This is a genomic window from Kocuria sp. U4B (assembly GCF_054875615.1).
Map to the genome: position 1 here is coordinate 623822 of NZ_CM142180.1, position 19570 is coordinate 643391.

At 72.8% G+C, this 19570-nt stretch carries 19 protein-coding genes, 1 tRNA gene and 1 riboswitch; all 20 genes read right to left on the bottom strand.

Features of this window, described 5'->3' with window-relative positions; genetic code table 11:
- Positions 1-52: 52 nt before the first annotated feature.
- Entirely contained in the window at positions 53-2230 is a 2178-nt protein-coding gene (nrdE, locus tag ACYSMR_RS02905; protein ID WP_251334698.1) for a class 1b ribonucleoside-diphosphate reductase subunit alpha, read from the bottom strand.
- On the bottom strand, positions 2209-2718 hold the full coding sequence (gene nrdI, locus ACYSMR_RS02910) for a class Ib ribonucleoside-diphosphate reductase assembly flavoprotein NrdI (RefSeq protein ID WP_461747344.1): 510 nt from the start codon (positions 2716-2718) through the stop codon (positions 2209-2211). The genes nrdE and nrdI overlap by 22 nt, the downstream gene beginning before the upstream one ends.
- Positions 2719-2797: 79 nt before the next feature.
- Positions 2798-3034 carry a glutaredoxin-like protein NrdH gene (gene nrdH, locus ACYSMR_RS02915; protein WP_461747345.1) on the bottom strand — a complete coding sequence of 79 codons (237 nt, stop codon included), beginning with the start codon at positions 3032-3034 and terminating at the stop codon, positions 2798-2800.
- A 299-nt stretch (positions 3035-3333) separates the two neighbouring features.
- Positions 3334-4812, bottom strand: a complete 1479-nt coding sequence (locus tag ACYSMR_RS02920) for an aldehyde dehydrogenase family protein (RefSeq protein WP_461747346.1) — start codon at positions 4810-4812, stop codon at positions 3334-3336.
- Positions 4813-4879: 67 nt separating this feature from the next.
- A complete protein-coding gene (locus tag ACYSMR_RS02925; protein WP_461747347.1) occupies positions 4880-5950 on the bottom strand; it encodes an App1 family protein in 1071 nt (356 codons plus the stop codon).
- A gap of 81 nt (positions 5951-6031) precedes the next feature.
- A complete protein-coding gene (gene fdhA, locus ACYSMR_RS02930; RefSeq protein ID WP_309126465.1) occupies positions 6032-7249 on the bottom strand; it encodes a formaldehyde dehydrogenase, glutathione-independent in 1218 nt (405 codons plus the stop codon).
- A gap of 230 nt (positions 7250-7479) precedes the next feature.
- Positions 7480-7555: transfer RNA gene (locus tag ACYSMR_RS02935), tRNA-Ala, on the bottom strand.
- 116 nt (positions 7556-7671) lie between these two features.
- A complete protein-coding gene (gene rsfS / locus ACYSMR_RS02940) occupies positions 7672-8094 on the bottom strand; it encodes a ribosome silencing factor (RefSeq protein ID WP_461747348.1) in 423 nt (140 codons plus the stop codon).
- A gap of 94 nt (positions 8095-8188) precedes the next feature.
- The gene (locus ACYSMR_RS02945) at positions 8189-9070 is read right to left on the bottom strand and encodes a hypothetical protein (protein ID WP_461747349.1); all 882 of its coding nucleotides are present in this window, start codon (positions 9068-9070) and stop codon (positions 8189-8191) included.
- Positions 9067-9708, bottom strand: coding sequence for a nicotinate-nucleotide adenylyltransferase (gene nadD, locus ACYSMR_RS02950; protein ID WP_461748004.1), 642 nt, complete (start codon positions 9706-9708; stop codon positions 9067-9069). The genes ACYSMR_RS02945 and nadD overlap by 4 nt, the downstream gene beginning before the upstream one ends.
- 109 nt (positions 9709-9817) lie before the next feature.
- Positions 9818-10069 (bottom strand): hypothetical protein, encoded by a 252-nt coding sequence (locus tag ACYSMR_RS02955; RefSeq protein WP_251334687.1) that lies wholly within the window; start codon positions 10067-10069, stop codon positions 9818-9820.
- 122 nt (positions 10070-10191) lie between these two features.
- A complete protein-coding gene (locus tag ACYSMR_RS02960) occupies positions 10192-11553 on the bottom strand; it encodes a glutamate-5-semialdehyde dehydrogenase (RefSeq protein WP_309126269.1) in 1362 nt (453 codons plus the stop codon).
- A complete protein-coding gene (gene proB, locus ACYSMR_RS02965; RefSeq protein WP_251334689.1) occupies positions 11550-12803 on the bottom strand; it encodes a glutamate 5-kinase in 1254 nt (417 codons plus the stop codon). Before proB ends, ACYSMR_RS02960 begins: the two co-directional genes overlap by 4 nt.
- A 50-nt stretch (positions 12804-12853) precedes the next feature.
- Positions 12854-14443 (bottom strand): GTPase ObgE, encoded by a 1590-nt coding sequence (obgE, locus tag ACYSMR_RS02970; protein WP_461747350.1) that lies wholly within the window; start codon positions 14441-14443, stop codon positions 12854-12856.
- 152 nt (positions 14444-14595) lie between these two features.
- Positions 14596-14853: a 50S ribosomal protein L27 gene (rpmA, locus tag ACYSMR_RS02975; protein ID WP_251334691.1), complete on the bottom strand. Its 258-nt coding sequence runs from the start codon at positions 14851-14853 to the stop codon at positions 14596-14598.
- Positions 14854-14913: 60 nt separating this feature from the next.
- Entirely contained in the window at positions 14914-15225 is a 312-nt protein-coding gene (gene rplU / locus ACYSMR_RS02980; protein ID WP_251334700.1) for a 50S ribosomal protein L21, read from the bottom strand.
- A gap of 220 nt (positions 15226-15445) precedes the next feature.
- A complete protein-coding gene (locus ACYSMR_RS02985; RefSeq protein WP_461747351.1) occupies positions 15446-16963 on the bottom strand; it encodes a bifunctional hydroxymethylpyrimidine kinase/phosphomethylpyrimidine kinase in 1518 nt (505 codons plus the stop codon).
- A complete protein-coding gene (gene thiE, locus ACYSMR_RS02990) occupies positions 16960-17646 on the bottom strand; it encodes a thiamine phosphate synthase (RefSeq protein WP_251334693.1) in 687 nt (228 codons plus the stop codon). The genes ACYSMR_RS02985 and thiE overlap by 4 nt, the downstream gene beginning before the upstream one ends.
- Positions 17643-18518, bottom strand: coding sequence for a hydroxyethylthiazole kinase (gene thiM, locus ACYSMR_RS02995; protein WP_251334694.1), 876 nt, complete (start codon positions 18516-18518; stop codon positions 17643-17645). Before thiM ends, thiE begins: the two co-directional genes overlap by 4 nt.
- A riboswitch (TPP riboswitch) is annotated at positions 18509-18602 on the bottom strand. It overlaps the preceding gene by 10 nt.
- A gap of 69 nt (positions 18603-18671) precedes the next feature.
- The gene (locus tag ACYSMR_RS03000; RefSeq protein WP_461747352.1) at positions 18672-19400 is read right to left on the bottom strand and encodes a nuclear transport factor 2 family protein; all 729 of its coding nucleotides are present in this window, start codon (positions 19398-19400) and stop codon (positions 18672-18674) included.
- Positions 19401-19570: the final 170 nt, after the last annotated feature.

A 19570-nucleotide genomic window follows, 5' to 3' on the forward strand; every position in this document is an offset into this window, starting at 1 on the left:
CGCGTCCTGCGGACGCGCGCGGGGAGTAGGGGGTGGCCGCCGGGGCCGGCGGTCAGAGCATGCAGGAGACGCAGCCCTCGACCTCGGTGCCCTCCAGCGCCAGCTGGCGGATGCGGGAGTAGTACATCGTCTTGATGCCCTTGCGCCACGCGTAGATCTGCGCCTTGTTGATGTCGCGGGTCGTGGCCGTGTCCTTGAAGAACAGCGTCAGGGACAGGCCCTGGTCCACGTGCTGGGTCGCCGCCGCGTAGGTGTCGATGATCTTCTCGTAGCCGATCTCGTACGCGTCCTGGAAGTACTCCAGGTTGTCGTTGTCCATGAAGGGCGCCGGGTAGTACACGCGCCCGAGCTTGCCCTCCTTGCGGATCTCGATCTTCGAGGCGATCGGGTGGATCGAGGAGGTCGAGTTGTTGATGTAGGAGATCGACCCGGTCGGCGGGACCGCCTGCAGGTTCTGGTTGTACATCCCGTGCTCCATGACGGAGGCCTTCAGCCGCAGCCAGTCCTCCTGGGTGGGGATGTGCACGCCGGCCTCCGCGAACAGCTGCCGGACCCGCTCGGTGGCGGGGGCCCACTCGCGGTCGGTGTACTTGGCGAAGTACTCCCCCGACGCGTACTTGGAGCGCTCGAAGCCCACGAACGTCTGCCGGCGCTCCTTCGCGATCTCGTTCGACGCGCGGACCGCGTGGTACGTGACCGTGTAGAAGTAGATGTTCGTGAAGTCCAGGCCCTCCTCGGAGCCGTAGTGGATGTGCTCCTTGGCGAGGTAGCCGTGCAGGTTCATCTGCCCGAGGCCCACGGCGTGGGACATCTGGTTGCCGCGCTCGATCGAGGGCACCGAGTTGATGTTGGACATGTCCGACACCGCCGTCAGGCCGCGGATCGCGGTCTCCACCGACTGCCCGAAGTCCGGGGACTGCATGGTCAGGGCGATGTTCAGGGAGCCGAGGTTGCAGGAGATGTCCTTGCCGACCTCGTCGTAGTCCAGGTCCTCGTGGTACGTGGACGGCTCGGAGACCTGGAGGATCTCGGAGCACAGGTTGGACATGATGATCTTGCCGTCGACGGGGTTCTCCCGGTTGACGGTGTCCTCGAACATGACGTACGGGTAGCCGGACTCGAACTGGACCTCGGCCAGGGTCTGGAAGAACTCCCGGGCGTTGATCTTCTTCTTGGTGATCCGGGCGTCCGCGACCATCTCGTAGTACTTTTCGGTCACGTTGACGTCCGAGAAGGGCATCCCGTAGACGCGCTCCACGTCGTACGGGGAGAACAGGTACATGTCCTGGTTCTTCTTGGCCAGCTCGAACGTGATGTCGGGGATGACCACGCCGAGGGAGAGGGTCTTGATGCGGATCTTCTCGTCCGCGTTCTCCCGCTTGGTGTCCAGGAAGCTGTAGATGTCCGGGTGGTGGGCGTGCAGGTACACCGCGCCCGCGCCCTGGCGGGCGCCCAGCTGGTTGGCGTAGGAGAACGAGTCCTCCAGCAGCTTCATGATGGGGATGATGCCCGAGGACTGGTTCTCGATCTTCTTGATCGGGGCGCCGGCCTCACGGATGTTGGTCAGGGCGAACGCCACGCCGCCGCCGCGCTTGGACAGCTGCAGCGCCGAGTTGATGGACCGCCCGATGGACTCCATGTTGTCCTCGATGCGCAGCAGGAAGCAGGAGACGAGCTCGCCGCGCTGCTTCTTGCCCGCGTTGAGGAACGTGGGGGTGGCCGGCTGGAAGCGCCCGGCGATGATCTCGTCCACCAGCCGGGTGGCGAGCGTCTCGTCGCCGTCCGCGAGGTAGAGGGAGACCATGACCACGCGGTCCTCGAAGCGCTCGAGGTAGCGCTGGCCGTCGAAGGTCTTCAGCGTGTAGGACGTGTAGAACTTGAACGCGCCCAGGAACGTCTCGAAGCGGAACTTCTGCCCGTAGGCGCGCTTGGACAGCGCCTTGATGAAGTCCCGGCTGTACTTCTCCAGGACCTCGGGCTCGTAGTACTGGTGCGAGACCAGGTAGTCGAGCTTCTCCTCGAGGTCGTGGAAGAAGACGGTGTTGTTGTTCACGTGCTGCAGGAAGTACTGCCGCGCGGCCTGCTTGTCGGCGTCGAACTGGATCTTCCCGTCGACGTCGTACAGGTTCAGCAGAGCGTTGAGCTCGTGGTAGCCGAGGCCCCGGTACTTCTCCGGGACGCGCTTGTCCTCGTGGCCGGGCTCGACGCTCAGGCCCGGGGCTGCGTGCATTGTCGCCAAAACTGATCCAATCCTTCGTTGACTTTCCGCACGTCCTCCTCGGTGCCCATGAGCTCGAACCGGTAGAGGACGGGGACGGTGCATTTGGCGGCGATCTTCTCCGCCGCGAGGCAGAACTGATCGCCGAAGTTGGTGTTGCCGGCGCCGATGACGCCGAGCAGGTGCCGCCGGTTGGTCTCCTCGTTGAGGAACCGCACGACCTGCGGCGGAACGGCTCCGCTGCCGTTGGGCCTCCCGTAGGTGGGGGCGACCAGCACGTAGGGCTCGTCGACCACGGGTGACTCCTCCCCCGTGTGGAGGGGCAGCCGCACCGCGCGGACGTCCAGCTTGGAGACGAAGCGGTGCGTGTTGTTGGAGACCGAGGAGAAGTACACGACCAGGGGGGCGCGGGGCTCCGGCGCCGCGGCGCTCGCGCCGCGGTCCTGCCGAGCAGGCCCCGGGACCGTGCTCCCGATCGTTCCGGGGGTGGTTGTGCTCATTGCTTCCGCGCTCCGAGGTGGTGTCGGTGGCCGACGGCTCGGGCCCGGGCGCCGCGGGGAAGCGGGCGGCGCACCGGCCTCAGGCCGAGAGGAGGACGGCCAGGGAGGTGATCTTGTCCGGACGGTAGCCCGACCAGTGCTCGGTCGGGGTCTCGACGACCGGGACCTGCTGGTACCCGAGGGCGAGCACGTGGGCCAGGGCGGCCTCGTCCTCGGTGACGTCGACGACCTTGTACTCGATGCCCTTCTTGCTCAGGGCACGGTAGGTGGCATTGCACTGGACGCAGGACGGCTTGCTGTACACGGTCACGGACATCGCTGTTTCCCCTTTTCGATCGGGTGATTTGTGGGGGGAGATCCGACGTTTCCGCAGGCTCTACGGGTACTGAAGGGGTCTCTCCGGCTGACTGATCCCAATACTACATCTAGTGCCAGGGAGGGGAAGCGACCCCTAGATGCAGTGTTCTCGGTTGTCCACAGCTCCTTTCGGACTATCCCCAGGCCGACCGTTTCTTCTCCACAGGGGTGGTGCGCGCGGTCTGGCGGAATTCCGCCGCGGCCGCCCGGATATGCACAGGCTGTGCGTTTTCCGGGGCCGCCGGGCGGTGGGGAAAATTAATTTCGTGCGACGGCGTGTCGGCTCCGGCGGCGGGTCCGGCGCCGTCCGAGCGCCGCCGCGGCGAGCCGGGCGCGCAGGCCCCGGTAGGGCGGGTAGACGATCCGCAGGGTGTCCGGGGCGAGGGGCTTGTCCAGGACCGCGCGCGCGTGGGTGAACAGCGTGAACGAGTGCTTCCCGTGGTAGGCCCCGGTGCCGGAGGCCCCCACCCCGCCGAAGGGCAGCTCGGGGTTGGACAGGTGCAGCAGCGGCGTGTTGAAGGACAGCCCCCCGGAGGAGGTCCGCCGGCGGAACAGGTCCTTGACCGCCTCCTCCTCGGAGAAGACGTAGAGGGCCAGCGGCTTCTCCCCCGCGGTGATCAGCTCGACGGCGTGCTCGGCCGAGCGCACGGGCACCAGCGGCAGGACGGGCCCGAAGATCTCCTCGGCCATGAACGGCCCGTCGGGGGCGGAGCGCACGACCGTGGGGGCGAGGTAGCGCTCCGCGCGGTCGGACCCGCCGCCGCACACGACGTCGTCGGCCGGGACCTGCTCGAGGAGCCCGGTCAGCCGGGCGAGGTGGCGCTCGCTGACGATCCGCCCGTAGGAGTCGCTGCGGCGGGGGTCCTGCCCGTAGTGCTCCTCCACCGCCCGCACGAGCTCGGGCTCGAGCGCGGCCAGCGTCCCGGGGGTGCCCAGGACGTGGTCGGGGGCCACGCACGTCTGGCCCGCGTTGAGGAACTTCCCCCACACGATCCGCCGGGCGGCGGTCCTGAGGTCGCTCGAGGCGTCCACCCAGACCGGGGACTTCCCGCCCAGCTCGAGGGTCACCGGGGTCAGGTGCCGGGCGGCCGCGGTCATGACGACCCGGGCGACCTTGCCGTTGCCGGTGTAGAAGACGTGCTCGAAGCGGTGCTCCAGCAGCCGGGTGGTCTCGGGCACCCCGCCCTCGACCACGCTCACGCAGTCGCCCAGGTACCGCTCGATCAGCTCCGCCAGCACGCCCGAGACGGTCGCGGTGACCTCGGAGGGCTTGACGACGACGGTGTTGCCGGCGGCGAGCGCTCCGGCCAGGGGGCTCAGGACCAGCTGCACGGGGTAGTTCCACGGCGCGATGACGAGCACGGTGCCCAGCGGCTGGTGCTCGACGCGGGCGCGGGCCGGGGCGAGGCTCAGCGGGACGCGGGCCTTCTCGGGGGCCATCCACCCGGCGAGCTCCGTGCGGATCCCGGCGATCTCCTCGAGCGTGAAGCCGAGCTCCGTCAGCCACGCCTCGGCGCGGGGCTTGCCGAGGTCGGCGGCGAGCGCCTCCTCGAGCGCCGGACGGTTCTCCCGCACGAGGTCCTCGAGGCGCCGGAGCCGGTCGAGCCGGGCCGCCAGGTCCAGGTCGGGCACGAAGCCGGCGCGTGCCCGGGCGACGGCGGCGTCGACCGCCGGGAAGCCGCCACCGGCGCCGGGTGCGGGGGCGGGGGGAACGGGGCTGGTCTGCTGGGCGGTCATGGGTCCAGCCTAGGCGCCGCCTCGGACGTCCCGGCGGGCCCGCGGCCCCGGCAGGAGCGGGTCCTGCTCAGAGCAGGCCGTGCTCGGCGAGCTGGCGGGAGAGGGAGGCGCCGTCGTTGCCCTCGAGCCACAGGATGCCCTCGGGCACGGTGACGCGCCGGCCCTCCCCGGCCAGCGGGTGGCCGGCGAGCACGGCCTCGGTGGGCGAGAGGGTGCGGATGACGATCGCGGCCACGTGCTCGGGGTAGCGCTGGGCGAAGCCGCTGTAGATCTCGGGGTCGTGCTGGCCGTCGTCGCCGACGAGGATCCACCGCACGTGGGGGAAGTTCTGGGCGAGCCGCTCGAGGTTGTTCACCTTGTGGGCGGCGCCGGCGCGGAACCAGCGGTCGGTGGTGGGGCCCCAGTCGGTGAGCAGCAGCGCCCCGGCCGGGTAGGCGTTGCGGGTGAGGAACCGGCGCAGGGTGGGGGCCACGTTCCACGCCCCGGTGGAGAGGTAGAGGAACGGCGCGCCGAGGTGCTGGTGCAGGAGCCGGTCCATCATCACCGCCATGCCGGGGGTGGCGCTGCGGGCGTGCTCGTTGAGCACGAAGGAGTTCCAGGCCGCCAGCATGGGGCGGGGCAGGGCCGTGACCATGACGGTGTCGTCGACGTCGGAGAGCACGCCGATCCGCTGCTCGTCGGCCACGACGAAGACCCGCGCCTCGACGACCTCGGAGCCGGCCGTCTGCATCCACACGGTGTGCTCCCCGGGGGACAGCGAGACCTGCAGGTCGACGTCGATGACCCCGCCCTTGTCGGCGACGAGGTGGAACTCGTACTCGTCGATCCACACGTTCACGTGGGCGAAGGCGATCGGCACGGAGGTGAAGGAGCGCCAGCCGCGGATGGACTCGGCGCTCTCGTCCGTGGACTCGACGAGCCCGCGGGTCTTCAGCAGCGCCCGGCCGAGCACCCGCACGTGGTGCTCGGAGCCGTAGCCCTCGAAGGCGACCATCACGGGGATGTCGCCGCGGGTCTCGGCGCGGCGCTGGCGGAACCGGTGGAACCGCTGTTCCAGGCGGTAGCCGACGTTGATGGCTTCCTCGGTCACCTGGTCGACGGTCTGCTTGAGCTCCGAGGTCTCGGTCGTCTTGGCCATGCGCCCAGTGTGGCACAGCACGCACGACGGCCCGCGCCGTGGCGGCGCGGGCCGTCGCGTCCCGGCGGTCCCGGTGCCGGCTCAGGCCGGGACGTAGCCGTTCGGGTTGAGCACGTACTTGGTGGCGGCCCCGGCGTCGAACTCCGCGTAGCCCTGGGGGGCCTCCTCCAGGGGGATCGCCTTGGCGTTGACGGCCCGGGCGATCTGGATCCTGTCGTGCAGGATCGCCATCATCAGCTGCCGGTTGTACTTCATCACCGGGCACTGGCCCGTGGTGAAGGCCAGCGACTTCGCCCATCCGGTGCCGAGGCTGATGGACAGCGAGCCCTTCTTGGCCGCCTCGTCCACGGCCCCGGGGTCCCCGGTCACGTAGAGGCCGGGGATGCCCAGCGCCCCGCCGGCGGCGGTGAGGTCCATCAGCGAGTTGAGCACGGTGGCCGGGGCCTCGTGGGAGGAGTCCTTGCCGTGCCCGCGGGCCTCGAAGCCGACGGCGTCGACGCCGCAGTCGACCTCCGGGACCCCGAGGATCTGCTCGACCTGGTCCCGGGGGTCGCCCTGCGAGACGTCCACGGTCTCGCACCCGAAGCTGCGGGCCTGCGCCAGGCGCTCCTCGTTCATGTCCCCCACGATGACCACGGCCGCGCCCAGCAGGTGCGCGGAGGCGGCCGCGGCGAGCCCGACCGGCCCGGCGCCGGCGATGTAGACGGTCGAGCCGACGCCCACGCCCGCGGTGACGACGCCGTGGTAGCCGGTGGGCAGGATGTCGGAGAGCATGGTCAGGTCCATGATCTTCTCCAGGGCCTGGTCCCGGTCGGGGAACTTCAGCAGGTTCCAGTCCGCGTAGGGCACCAGCACGTACTCCGCCTGCCCGCCGACCCACCCGCCCATGTCCACGTACCCGTAGGCGGAGCCGGGGCGGTCGGGGTTGACGTTGAGGCAGATGCCGGTCTTGCGCTCCTTGCAGTTGCGGCAGCGGCCGCAGGAGATGTTGAAGGGGACGGAGACGATGTCGCCGACCTTGATGAACTCCACGTCCGGGCCGCACTCCACGACCTCCCCGGTGATCTCGTGGCCGAGCACGAGGTCGGTCGGGGCCGTGGTGCGCCCGCGGACCATGTGCTGGTCGGAGCCGCAGATGTTCGTGGTCACGGTGCGCAGGATCACCCCGTGCGAGACCTTCCGACCGATGTTGGCCGGGTTGATCCCCGGGGCGTCCTTGAGCTCGAACTCCGGGTAGTCCGTGTCGATGACCTCGACCTTGCCCGGGCCCTTGTAGGCGACCGCTCTGTTGCCTGCCATCTTGACCTCTTCCGTTGAGGATGTGCGTTGCGCGTGTAGGCGTCCCGACGGTGGGCGGCACAGCGGGCGGCACGACGAGTGACGCAGATCACGGCCCGGTCGGTGGTGCCGACGCTAACAGAGGCGGCCGGGGTGCGGAAGGGAATGCGCCGGAAAAGACACGGGGAGGAGGGGAGGCGAAAAGCGACGAGCCCGTCCCGCTGATGCGGGACGGGCTCGTCGCTCGTTCCTGGTGGAGCTGAGGGGACTCGAACCCCTGACCCTTTGCATGCCATGCAAATGCGCTACCAGCTGCGCCACAGCCCCAGGTCGTTACCTCCGGTACACTATCACAACCTCAGGAGTTCCCTTGTCGGTCACCCTTTTCCGGTTGATCCTGCGCCCCGCTGGGCAACGCATTCATATTAGGCAGTCGGCCGGGATCATGGCAAATCGTCGGCGGAGGGCGCCGGCGCGGTCGGCCCGGAGGCCTTCGGCGAGGCCGCGGGCAGGCCGAGGTCGACCACGGGGCTGTCCCGCCACAGCCGCTCGAGGGCGTAGAAGGCGCGGTCCTCGTCGTGCTGGATGTGCAGGACGACGTCCCCGTAGTCCAGCAGCACCCAGCGGCCCTCGGAGCGGCCCTCGCGGCGGATCGGGCGCAGGTCGAGCTGCTCGATGAGCCTCTCCTCGATCTCGTCGACGACGGCGTTGACGAGCCGCTCGTTGGACGCGGAGGCGACGAGGAACGCGTCGGTGATGCCGAGCACCTCGCTCACGTCGAGGGCGACGATGTCGTGGGCCTGCTTGGCGTCGGCGGCGGTGGCCGCGATGCGCAGGACGGAGAGGGAGTAGTCGTTGACAGTCAAGGAGTGTCCTTTCCCGGCGAGCCGGAGGCTCCGTCCCGGGGACGGGCGGAGCGGGTGGTGGTGGATCGAACGGTCGGTGGGACGAGCGGGCGGGTCAGAGCACGAAGAGCACGAGGACGACCACGAGGGCCGCGACCACGGCGAGGAGCAGCACCGCGAGCCAGCGGTTCACGGGGCGGCGCCGGTACTCCCGGGGGTCCAGCAGCTCGAGGCCCTCCGCGGTGGCGGCCGGGACGGGTGCGGCCGGGGGCACGGGCTCCTCCTCGTCGGGGTCCGGCGCCGCCACGGGTTCCGCGGCGGTCTCGGCCGCGCCGGCGGACGCGGCGGTGTCGGGGGTTTCCGCGGTGGCGTCCGCCGCCGTGTCGGCGACGCCGGGGGCCCCGGGCGGCACCGCGTGCGAGCCGGAGCCCTCGGTGTCCTCGGCGGGCAGGACCTCGATGTGGGTCAGCGCAGCGAGCTCCTCGGGCGCCAGGCGGTGGGCGAACAGCGCCGGGTCCACGTGGACGGGGTCGTGCGGGTCGGGGCCGTCCGGGCCGCCGGGGGCGTCGGGGAAGACCACGGTGATCCGCTCGGCCTCCGCCCCGGGCTGCCCGGCGGGGGCCGTGTCCGGAGGCGTCGCCGCCTCCACCCCGCCGGCCGCGGCGGGGTCCGTGGTCCCCTCCGCGACGGGGTTGGCGGCCGCCGCGTGGGCGGCGAGCTCGGCGAAGCGGCGCTGCTTCTCCAGCAGGTCGGGATCGGCCGGGCCCGCGCCCGTCTCGGCGAGCTCGCGGGAGCGCTCGGCCAGCTCCCGCTGGAGGCGGGCGAGCCGCCGCGGCCCCAGCGGCTTCACGGGCTGGACCGGCACGGCGTCCCCGTCGAGGTCGATGATCGGCGCCGGCCCGGGCGCCGGGCGGGGCGCGTGGGCCGGGGCGGGGGAATTCTGCGCGGGCTGCTGCTCGGCGTCGTCGTCGCGCACCGGGTCCTCCCCCGTCGTCACGGTGCCTCCACGGCGGCGGGCCGGGCGCCGATGGAGCGCCGGAGGGGTCCGGTGCGGGCGCCGTCGCGGGCGTCCTGGTAGAGCCCGTACTTGCCGATGTACTGCACCACGCCGTCGGGCACGAGGTACCAGACCGGCTTGTGCTGGGCCACCCGGGCCCGGCAGTCCGTGGAGGAGATGGCCATGGCGGGCACCTCGAGCAGGGTCACGCCGCTGGAGCCGACCGGGGCCGTGAGCACGTGGCCGGGGCGGGTGACGCCCACGAAGTGCGCGAGCTCCCACAGCTCCTCGGCGCCCTTCCAGGTGAGGATCTCCCCCATCACGTCGGCGCCGGTGATGAAGAACAGGTCCGCCTCCGGGCGCAGCCGGCGCAGGTCCCGCAGGGTGTCGATCGTGAAGGTGGGTCCCTCCCGCTCGATGTCCACGCGGCTGACCGTGAACCGCGGGTTGGACGCGGTTGCGATGACGGTCATGAGGTAGCGGTGCTCGGCGGGGCTGACCGTCTGGTGCGACTTCTGCCAGGGGTGGCCGGTGGGCACGAAGACGACCTCGTCGAGGTCGAACTCCTCCGCGACCTCCGACGCGGCCACGAGGTGGCCGTGGTGGATGGGGTCGAACGTGCCGCCCATGACGCCCAGCCGGATGCGGCCGGGCGTCCGGGCCGGGACCGAGGTCCCCGTCGCGGGGAGGTCCCGGCAGGGGGCGGCGTCCTGGGAGGCGGTCGTCACGGCGCAGGGGTCCCCGGGCTCAGACGTGGCGCTTGGCGTTGTACTCGTCGAGCAGGGCGCGCTCGTCGGCGGGCAGATCGGCCGGGTCGGCGTGCTGGCCGGCCTCCGGGCTCAGGCCGCGGTTGGCGTAGGACAGCGTGACCAGCAGCAGCGTGAGCAGCAGCGCGAACATCGCGATGCCGATGGCCTCGGCGGGCAGGCCGGCCTCGGCGGCGGCGTGGCCGCCCTCCTCGGCGGCGGCGAGGACGGTGGGGGCGATCTGCTGCAGCATGGGGTTCCCTTCTGGTGCCGCCGGGACGGCAGGTGGTCGGTGGGCGGCCCGTGCCGCCGCGGTCGGCGGGCCCGGACGGTTCTCATCGTACTGAATCCGCGGCGGGCCCGCGGCGGCCGGGCTCAGGAGCGGACGTGCCCGTCGCCCTGGACGATCCACTTCGTGGTGGTCAGCTCCTCCAGGCCCATGGGCCCGCGGGCGTGCATCTTCTGCGTGGAGATGCCGATCTCCGCGCCGAGGCCGAGCTGCTGGCCGTCGGTGAACCGGGTGGAGGCGTTGACCATGACCGCGGCGGCGTCGACCTCCGCGGTGAACCGCTCGGCGGAGGCGAGGTCGTTGGTCACGATCGCCTCGGTGTGGCGGGTCGACCAGCGGTCGATGTGCGCGAGCGCCTCGTCGAGGGAGTCCACCACCCTGACGGCCAGGTCGAGGGAGAGGTACTCCGTGGCCCAGTCCTCCTCGGTGGCGCGCAGGTGCCGCCTGCTGCCGGCCGGCAGGAGCCGCTCGGCGCGCTCGTCCACGTGCAGGGTGACCCCGGCGTGGTCCAGGGCCGCGAGCACGGCGGCCCCGTGCGGGAAGCCGCTGTGCAGCAGGAGGGTCTCCGTGGTGTTGCACGTGCTGGTGCGCTGGGTCTTGGCGTTGACGGCGATCTGCGCGGCCATGTCCTTGGGGGCGGAGGCGTCGAGGAACAGGTGGACGTTGCCCTCGCCGGTCTCAATCACCGGGACCGTCGCGTTCTGGACGACGGACTGGATCAGCCCGTGCCCGCCGCGCGGGATGAGGACGTCGACCTTCCCGCGCGCGCCCATCAGGGCGTTGGCGCCGTCGCGGCCGTACTCGTCGATGCTCTGCACGAGGTCCACGGGCAGCTTCACGTCGGCGAGCGCGTCGCGGATGATGCCCACGAGCGCCCGGTTGGTCTCCTCGGCGGCCGAGCCGCCGCGCAGCAGCACGGCGTTGCCGGACTTCAGGGCGATGCCGGCGATGTCCACGGTCACGTTGGGGCGGGCCTCGTAGATGGCGCCCACCACGCCCATGGGCACGCGCACCTGGCGCATCCGCAGGCCGTTGGCGAGGGTGCGGCCCCGGACCACGCTGCCGATCGGGTCGGGCAGCGCGGCGAGCTCGCGCAGGCCCTCGGCGAGGGCGTGCACGCGCGCGGCGTCGAGCCTGAGCCGGTCCAGCAGGGCCTCGGAGACCCCGCTGACGCGCCCGCGCTCAAGGTCCCTCGCGTTGGCGGCGTGCACGACCTCCTGCCGGTGCTCGATCCGGTCGGCGATCGCCAGCAGCGCCCGGTCCTTCCAGGCGCGGGTCGCCCGGGCGAGGGCGCGGGCGGCGGCCCGGGAGTCGTCGGCCATGGCGCCGACGCCGGCCACCGGGTCGTCCCCGAAGGTGGCGCGGACGCCGTGGTCGGTGACGATGGCCTTCCCGCTCGTGCCCTGGGCGTCGTCGGTCGTCGCGGACTCGTGTGCGGCGGAAGTCATTTCTTCAGCTTAGTGCGTGCGCCCCGGGGCCGCAGGACCACGAGGTTGTCCACGTGCACCAGTTCCCGGCTGTAGTCCTCGCCGAGCTCCTCCGCGAGCACGGACGTGGACTTGCCGAGCATCGGGGGGATCTCGTCGGAGGCGTAGTTGCTCAGCCCGTGGGCCACCTCCTGGCCCTCCGGGTCGACCATCACGACCGGCTCCCCCGCGTCGAAGCTGCCGGAGACCGCGGTGACCCCGGCCGCCAGCAGGGAGCGGCGGTCGCGGATCGCCGCGGCGGCGCCCTCGTCGAGGGTCAGGGAGCCCTTGATGTCCGCGAGGTGGGCCAGCCACAGCAGCCGGACGTTGCGCCGCCCGCCCGTGGTGGCGAACCACGTGCCGACGTCCTCGCCGTCGAGGGCGCGGGTGATGTTGGCGGCGGAGGTGACGAGGGCGGGGATCCCCGAGGCGGCCGCGATCCGGGCCGCCTGGACCTTGGTGACCATGCCCCCGGAGCCCACGCCGGCGCGGCCGACCGAGCCGATCTGCACGCCCTCGAGATCCTTGAGCGGGTCGGTGACCACCGGGATCCGCTCCCCGCCCTGCTGGGGCGGGCGGGTGTAGAGCGCGTCGACGTCGGAGAGCAGCAGCAGCACGTCCGCCTTGATGAGGTGGGCGATCAGCGCCGCGATCCGGTCGTTGTCCCCGAACTTGATCTCCTGCGTGGCCACGGCGTCGTTCTCGTTGACGATGGGCAGCACGCCGAGCTCGAGCAGGCGCTCGATCTGGCGGTGGGTGTTCTTGTAGTGGTTGCGGCGCATCAGGTCCTCGGCGGTGACCAGCACCTGCCCCACGGTGACGCCGTAGCGGGCGAAGGACTCGATGTAGCGGCCCATGAGCAGGCCCTGCCCCACCGAGGCCGCGGCCTGCTTGCCCGCGAGGTTCTTGGGCCGCCGGGACAGCCCCAGCGGGGCCAGCCCGGCGGTGATGGCACCGGAGGAGACGAAGACGATCTCGAGGCCGCGGGCCTTCGCGCCGCCGAGGGCGTCCACGATCGTGCGCACGGCCTGCTCGTCGATCGAGCTCTCGATCGACGTGAGCGACGAGGAGCCGACCTTGACCACCACCCGGTGGGCGCGGGGGATCTCCTCCCGCCGCTCGACCGGGCTGCGCCGGTTCTTGCCGCGGTTCTCGCTGCTGAGCTGGATCGCGGACTTGCTCGCGACCTCCTCCAGCCGCTCGACGTCGATCTCGTGCGTGCGCTGGTCCATCCTCTGCGTCGTCCTCCCGGTGTCGTGGGCGTCGTGCGGTGCTCGGTCGATCAGTCGGCGGTTCCGCCGTCGGCCCCGTCGGCCCCGTCGGCCCCGGTGCTCCCGGTGCCGCGGCGGGCGTCGACGGACTCCGTCCACACCCCGGCCGTGCGCTCGGCCTCGAGCTCGGCGCGGGCGGCGGCCTTGGCGTCCTTGCGGTCCTGGTACTGCTGGCGCTTCTGCTCGCGGGTCGGGCGGTCGAACTCGGCCAGGCGCAGGTCAGTGCCGCGGGGGCCGGCGAGCAGCTCGGCGCCGCCGACCATGGTGGGCTCCCAGTCGAAGACCACGCCGTTGTCCTCGGGGCCGATGAGCACGGCGTCGCCGGGGCGGGCGCCCTGGCGGAACAGCTGGTCCTCGACGCCGAGCTTCGCGAACCGGTCGGCGAGGTAGCCGACGGCCTCGTCGTTGTTGAAGTCCGTCTGCTGGATCCAGCGCTCGGGCTTCTCGCCGCGCACGTGCCACAGCGGCTCGAGGTTGCGCTCCTCGCGGGTGATGGTGAACTCCGGCCCGCGCACGCCCCGGGGGCGCAGGACGACCCGCGGGGCCTCCTGGGCGGCCGGGCGCGCCGCCCGGGCCTGCGCCACGGCCTCGCCCATGGCGAAGGTCAGCGCGCGCAGCCCCTCGTGAGAGGCGGTGGAGATCTCGAAGACGCGGTAGCCGCGGGACTCGAGCTCGGGGCGGACGAACTCCGCCAGCTCGCGGGCCTCGGGGACGTCGATCTTGTTCAGCGCCACGAGGCGGGGCCGCTCGTTGAGCGGGACCGCGCCCCCGCCGTCGAGCGCGTCGTCCACCGTGTAGTTGGCGAGCTCGGCCTCGATGGTCTCGAGGTCGGAGATCGGGTCGCGGCCGGGCTCGAGGGTCGCGCAGTCGAGCACGTGCACGAGCGCGGCGCAGCGCTCGACGTGGCGCAGGAACTCCAGGCCCAGGCCCTTGCCCTCGGACGCGCCGGGGATCAGCCCGGGCACGTCGGCCACGGTGTAGCGCACGTCCCCGGCCTGGACCACGCCCAGGTTGGGCACGAGCGTCGTGAACGGGTAGTCGGCGATCTTGGGCCGGGCGGCGCTGATGGCCGCGACCAGGCTGGACTTGCCCGCCGAGGGATAGCCGACGAGCGCGATGTCGGCGATCGACTTCAGCTCGAGGACGATGTCGCGCTCGTCGCCGGGGGTGCCCAGGAGGGCGAAGCCGGGCGCCTTGCGCTTGACCGAGGACAGCGCCGCGTTGCCGAGCCCGCCCTGCCCGCCGGCGGCCGCCACGAACTCGGCGCCCTCGCCCACGAGGTCGGCCAGGACGTTGCCGTCCTGGTCCTTGACCACGGTGCCGTCCGGCACGGACAGCACGAGGTCCTCGCCCTTGTGGCCGTGGCGCAGGTCGCCCTTGCCGGGCCCGCCGTTCTGCGCGGCCTGGTGGGGCGCGTGGTGGTAGTTGAGCAGGGTGGTGGTCTGCCCGTCGACGCGCAGCACGACGTTGCCGCCGTCACCTCCGTTGGCGCCGTCCGGGCCGCCGAGCGGCTTGAACTTCTCGCGGCGGATGGACACGCAGCCGTGCCCTCCGTTGCCGCCGGAGACGTGCAGGACGACGCGGTCGACGAAACTGGCCACGGGGAACTCCTCTGGTGATGGGCGGGCCCGTGGGAGGGGCCCGTTAAAACTGTAGAGGGCGGGCGCTGGACGCACCCACCCTCCACAGATCAGACATGGGTGGTGCGGGTCCCGCGGGACCCGCACCGGGGCCGGCTGGGCCGGCCCGGGGACTACTCGGCGGCAGCCAGGATGTTGACGACCTTGCGCCCGCGCCGCGTGCCGAACTCCACCTGGCCGGCGGCCAGGGCGAACAGGGTGTCGTCGCCGCCGCGGCCGACGTTCTGGCCCGGGTGGAAGTGGGTGCCGCGCTGGCGGACGAGGATCTCGCCCGCGTTGACGGTCTGGCCGCCGAAGCGCTTCACGCCGAGGTACTGCGGGTTGGAGTCGCGGCCGTTGCGAGTGGAGCTCGCGCCCTTCTTGTGTGCCATGGGGTGTGCCTACCTTCGTATTAGGACTGGCGTCTGGAGTCTGGAGGGAAACCGGGCCGATCAGGCGCCGATGCCGGTCACCTTCACGGTGGTCAGCTCGGCGCGGAAGCCCTGGCGCTTCTTGTAGCCGGTCTTGTTCTTGAACTTCTGGATGGAGATCTTCGGACCGCGCAGGTTCTCGACGATCTCGGCCGTGACCTTGGTGTTGGCCAGGGTCTGGGCATCCGAGGTGACCTTGTCCCCGTCGACCAGCAGCAGGGCAGGAAGCTCGATGGTGCTGCCTGCTCCGCCGGCGACGCGGTCAAGGGTAACGAGGTCTCCGACGGAAACCTTTTCCTGGCGGCCGCCAGCGCGGACAATCGCGTACACCACTTGGGAACTCACTTCTCTCGACGTCATGTGTAAACAGTGTGGGTCGAGCGCATACCTGTCAGGACCAACGACGTTGAGACGAGCTCACGGTGACCGGGCCGTGGGACGGAGCCGTGGTCAGCGCAGGTTCGCCGCAATTCAGGAACTGCACCCGCATGTGCCTCCAGGTGGGGTGTTCGAGTTAAACACGCGCGCACCGGCATGGCACCGAAGATCAAGACTACTCGATGGCGACAACCCCCGGCAAACGGCCCGCCGTCCCGGGCGCGGCGAAGAAGTCCCGCTCCAGGGCGCACGCCTCGAGGAAGACCTCCCGCATGCGCTCGCGCACGGCCGGGGCGGCGTCCCGGGCGGCCTCGTCCAGCAGCCGCCGGGCGGTGCGGGTCGCCTCCGGGAACCCCTCGTCGGCGTAGGTCGCCAGCCAGTCCGCGTAGGGGTGCTCGGCCCCGCCCGCGGCCGCCGCGAGCTCCTGCAGGTGCCGGCCGACCTCGGCGTAGACCCAGTAGCACGGCAGGACCGCGGCCAGGCCCACGGGGTAGGGCTCCGCGGCGGTGGCCGCGAGCAGGAACGTCGTGTAGCGCCGCGTCGTCTCCCCCGGCCCGTCCGGGCGCTCGCGCCCGGCGTGGCGCAGCCGGGCGCGGTGCAGCTCGGCCTCCGTCTCGGTGCACGCCAGGGCCCCGGCCGCGAAGAACAGCCGGTGCTCCTCGCTGGGGGCGCGGGCCGCCAGCAGCGCCAGGGCCCGGCTGTAGCCGTCGAGGTACTGCAGGTCCTGGTCGAGGTAGGCGAGGAACCGCTCCGGCTCCAGCCCTCCGTCGCCGAGGCGACGGACGAACTCGAGCTCCTCGATCTCGCGGCGCACCGGGGCGGAGGCCGCCCACAGCGCGTCGCTGAACCGCCCGGGCTCCGTGCCCCAGGCCGCGAGGGCGTCCTGGACGTGGTGGAAGTGGTGCACGGGCCCGCTGCCGTGGCCCACCTCGAGCTCGTCGGCGTGCTCGAGGGCCCCGCGCAGCCAGTCCCGGGCGATCCGCAGGCTGGTCGCCCAGTCCCCGTGGCGGACCTGGAGGGTCGCCAGGGCGGAGGACAGGGAGCAGCCGGTGCCGTGGGAGTTGCGGGTGGGCACGCGGGCCCCCTCGTAGGCGACGAGCGGCTCGGGGCCGTCCGGGCCCACGAGGGCGTCCGGGGTGCGGTCCCCGGCGAGGTGCCCGCCCTTGACGAGCACGAGCGTCCCGTGCGCGCGGGCGACGCAGTGGCCCTGGGCGAGGGCCTGCTCCCACGACGACGCCGGGGCCTCCTCCGCCAGCACGGCCAGCTCCTGCAGGTTGGGGGTGACGAGGTCGGCCAGGTGCAGCGCGGCGCGCAGCGCGTCCTCGGCGTCGGGCTCGAGCAGGCGCCCGCCCGAGGTGGCGACCATGACCGGGTCCAGGACCACGACGGGCGGGCGGTGCCGCTCCAGCCACCGGGCGACGGCCTCGATGACGGGCACGGAGCCGAGCATCCCGATCTTCACGGCGTCGACGACGACGTCCTCGGCGACCGCGTCGAGCTGGGCGGTGAGGAACTCCACGGGGGGCACGTGCACGCCGCGCACCCCCTGGGTGTTCTGGACGACGACCGCCGTGACGGCGCTCATCCCGTAGCCGCCCATGGCGGCGATCGACTTGAGGTCGGCGTGCTGGCCCGCCCCGCCCGTGGGGTCGGTGCCGGCGACGGCCAGGACGCGGGGGGTCCGGGCGCTCACCGGGCGGTCCCCGCCGGCACGCGCCCCGCGTCGAAGGCGCGCAGGTAGCGCCCGGCCGCCGCGGCCGGGTCGGGGTCGGCGCAGATCCCGGAGACCACGGCGAGCCCCGCGGCGCCGGCCCCGCGCAGGGCGGCGGCGTCCTCGACCCGCACCCCACCGATGGCCAGGCACGGCAGGGTGGTGCGCGCCGCGGCGCGGGCGAAGCCCGCGACCCCCAGCGGCTCGGGGTGGTCGGGCTTGGTGCGCGTCGCGTGCACGGCTCCGACGCCGAGGTAGTCGACGGTGCCGGCGGGCAGCGCGGACGCGGCGTCGAGCTCCTCGGCGGTCGCGGCGCTGAGCCCGAGCACGGCGTCCGGACCGATGATCCGACGGGCCAGCTCGACCGGCAGGTCCGACTGGCCGACGTGCACGCCGGCCACGGGCGCGCCGGCCGCCCGGGCGGCGAGGTAGACGTCGGCGCGGTCGTCGACGAGCACGGGCACGCGGTGCCCGACGCGCTCGGCGACGGCCACCAGCAGGGCGACCAGCTCGCGGGCGGGGGCGTGCTTGTCCCGGACCTGCACCATGCCGGTCCCGCCGGCCACGGCGGCCGCGACGACGTCGGGCACGGTCCGGGGGGCGCTGAGCGCCGTGTCGGTCACCAGGTGCAGGGCCAGGGCGGCGGGGTCGAGGCGGGGGTTCATCGGGCGGCCCCCTCGCGCACGAGCCCGGCGCGGGCCGCGACCTGCTCGGGGGTGATCGCGTCCAGCCGGTCGAGCAGGGCCACGGCGAAGGACCCGGGGCCGGCGGCCTGCGCCGCGGCGTCCTCGGCGGCCAGGGTGTAGACGGTCGTGGCCGCCACCGCGGCGGCGGCCGGGTCCTCGCGGACCCCGGTGAACGCGGCCATGAGCGCCCCGAGGGCGCACCCGCCCCCGGTGACGCGGGTGAGCAGCGGCGTGCCGTGCGGCACGCGCACGACCGTGCCGTCGGCGGCGCGCACGAGGTCGACCGGCCCGGAGACGGCCACGGCGGACCCGGCCCGGACCGCCAGCGCGGCGGCGGCGTCGCGGGCGGCGTCGACGCCGTCGGTCGCGTCGGTGCCCCGCCCGCCGGCGCCCCCGGCGAGGCCGATGACCTCGGAGGCGTTGCCGCGCACGATCGCGGGGCGGAACTCCAGGAGGTCCCGGGCGAAGGCGGTGCGCACGGGCAGGGCGCCCACGGCCACCGGGTCGAGCACCCACGGCCGCCCCGCGCGCAGGCGCGCGCCGACGGCCTCGTAGGCGGCGCCGCGCTGCTCGGCGGTCGGGGTGCCCGTGTTGACGAGCAGCCCGTCGGCGAGCTCGGCGAACACGCCGCCCTCGCCCTGGATGTCCGTCATGGCCGGGGACGCGCCCACGGCGAGCAGGACGTTGGCGGTGAAGTTGGTGACCACCGTGTTGGTGATGCACTGCACGAGGGGCACGGCGGCGCGCAGGTCCTCGAGCGCGGCGGCCGCGGCCTCGGCGAGCGCGGGATCCGGCGGGGCGGCGCCCCCGGTGCGTGGTGGGCGGGCGGGGGCGGAGACGGCATCGCGCATTGCGACATCCCTTCGCTAGTGCTGACTAGATCAGGTTCAACGGGTGTGTTCTCAGCCGCGCGTGCGGCACCCCGTGTCACGAGTCCTGCCAGTCTAGCCGCCGCCGGGCCCCGCCCGGGGCCCGCGTCGTCGGCCAGGTCCTCGCCCGCGGGCTCAGAACATGCCGTTGGCGTGCGCCATCGTCTCCGGCACCGGCTGGGCGACGCCCCAGTGCTCCGCGATCCGGCCGTCCTCGAGGCGCCAGAGGTCGTAGCAGGCGACCGTGCCGGCGGGGCCGGCGTCTCCCCCGGCGACGGCCTCGGCGACCGTCAGCACGAAGTTGCCCTCGCCGACCACCCGGTGCAGCCGCCGGTACGCGGGCCGCGGGCCGTCCTGCGCTCCGGCGGCGTGCTCCGCGCAGCCCCCGGGGCTCATGTGGTCCCGGACCGCACGAGGGTCCCCGCCGACGAGGGCGGCCTCGACCCACTCGGCGGCGAGGCGCTTGTTCTCCTGCGTGCGCTCGTGGTCCGCGACCGCGACGGGACCGTCGAGCTGGGGGCGGGTGCCGTCGGGACCGGGGACGAGGGGCTCCATGGCGTCCCAGTGCTCGGCGATCCGGTCGCCCTCGAGGCGGAACACGTCGAAGGCGACCAGCGGCTCGGGGCCCAGCCCCTCGTAGACCGCGTGGACGGCCACCGTGCCGTGGTCCTCGAGCGTCCGGACGACCTCGAGGCGGAAGCCGTCGGGGATGTGCTGGAGGAACTGCCGGAGGCCCTCGCGTCCGTCCGGGGCCAGCGGCGAGTGCTGGACGAAGTCCTCCGTGTAGTGGCGCTCCACGGCCGTCGGGTCCCGGCGGGCGAAGAGGTCCGCGCCGGCGCTGCGGATGACGTCTGCACTGGTCATGGCGATGCTCCCTGGAACGGGCGGCCGCACGCCCCGACGGACGGGACGGCGGCCCCGGGTGTGGTGCGCACCACGGTACGCCGCCGCGCGCGGGCCCCGCAGGCCGGGACGCTGCGTGACGGCCCCCGACGACGGAGGACCCCGACCGTGCCGGTCGGGGTCCTCCGTGG

Coding starts and splice junctions, on each gene's coding strand:
- ACYSMR_RS02960 (WP_309126269.1), bottom strand. CDS start 11,553: ATGACTTCCGCCGCACACGAGTCCGCGACGACCGACGACGCCCAGGGC.
- ACYSMR_RS03000 (WP_461747352.1), bottom strand. CDS start 19,400: ATGACCAGTGCAGACGTCATCCGCAGCGCCGGCGCGGACCTCTTCGCC.
- thiE (WP_251334693.1), bottom strand. CDS start 17,646: ATGAACCCCCGCCTCGACCCCGCCGCCCTGGCCCTGCACCTGGTGACC.
- proB (WP_251334689.1), bottom strand. CDS start 12,803: ATGGACCAGCGCACGCACGAGATCGACGTCGAGCGGCTGGAGGAGGTC.
- ACYSMR_RS02920 (WP_461747346.1), bottom strand. CDS start 4,812: ATGACCGCCCAGCAGACCAGCCCCGTTCCCCCCGCCCCCGCACCCGGC.
- rpmA (WP_251334691.1), bottom strand. CDS start 14,853: ATGGCACACAAGAAGGGCGCGAGCTCCACTCGCAACGGCCGCGACTCC.
- thiM (WP_251334694.1), bottom strand. CDS start 18,518: ATGCGCGATGCCGTCTCCGCCCCCGCCCGCCCACCACGCACCGGGGGC.
- nrdH (WP_461747345.1), bottom strand. CDS start 3,034: ATGTCCGTGACCGTGTACAGCAAGCCGTCCTGCGTCCAGTGCAATGCC.
- nrdI (WP_461747344.1), bottom strand. CDS start 2,718: ATGAGCACAACCACCCCCGGAACGATCGGGAGCACGGTCCCGGGGCCT.
- ACYSMR_RS02955 (WP_251334687.1), bottom strand. CDS start 10,069: ATGCTGCAGCAGATCGCCCCCACCGTCCTCGCCGCCGCCGAGGAGGGC.
- ACYSMR_RS02925 (WP_461747347.1), bottom strand. CDS start 5,950: ATGGCCAAGACGACCGAGACCTCGGAGCTCAAGCAGACCGTCGACCAG.
- fdhA (WP_309126465.1), bottom strand. CDS start 7,249: ATGGCAGGCAACAGAGCGGTCGCCTACAAGGGCCCGGGCAAGGTCGAG.
- nrdE (WP_251334698.1), bottom strand. CDS start 2,230: ATGCACGCAGCCCCGGGCCTGAGCGTCGAGCCCGGCCACGAGGACAAG.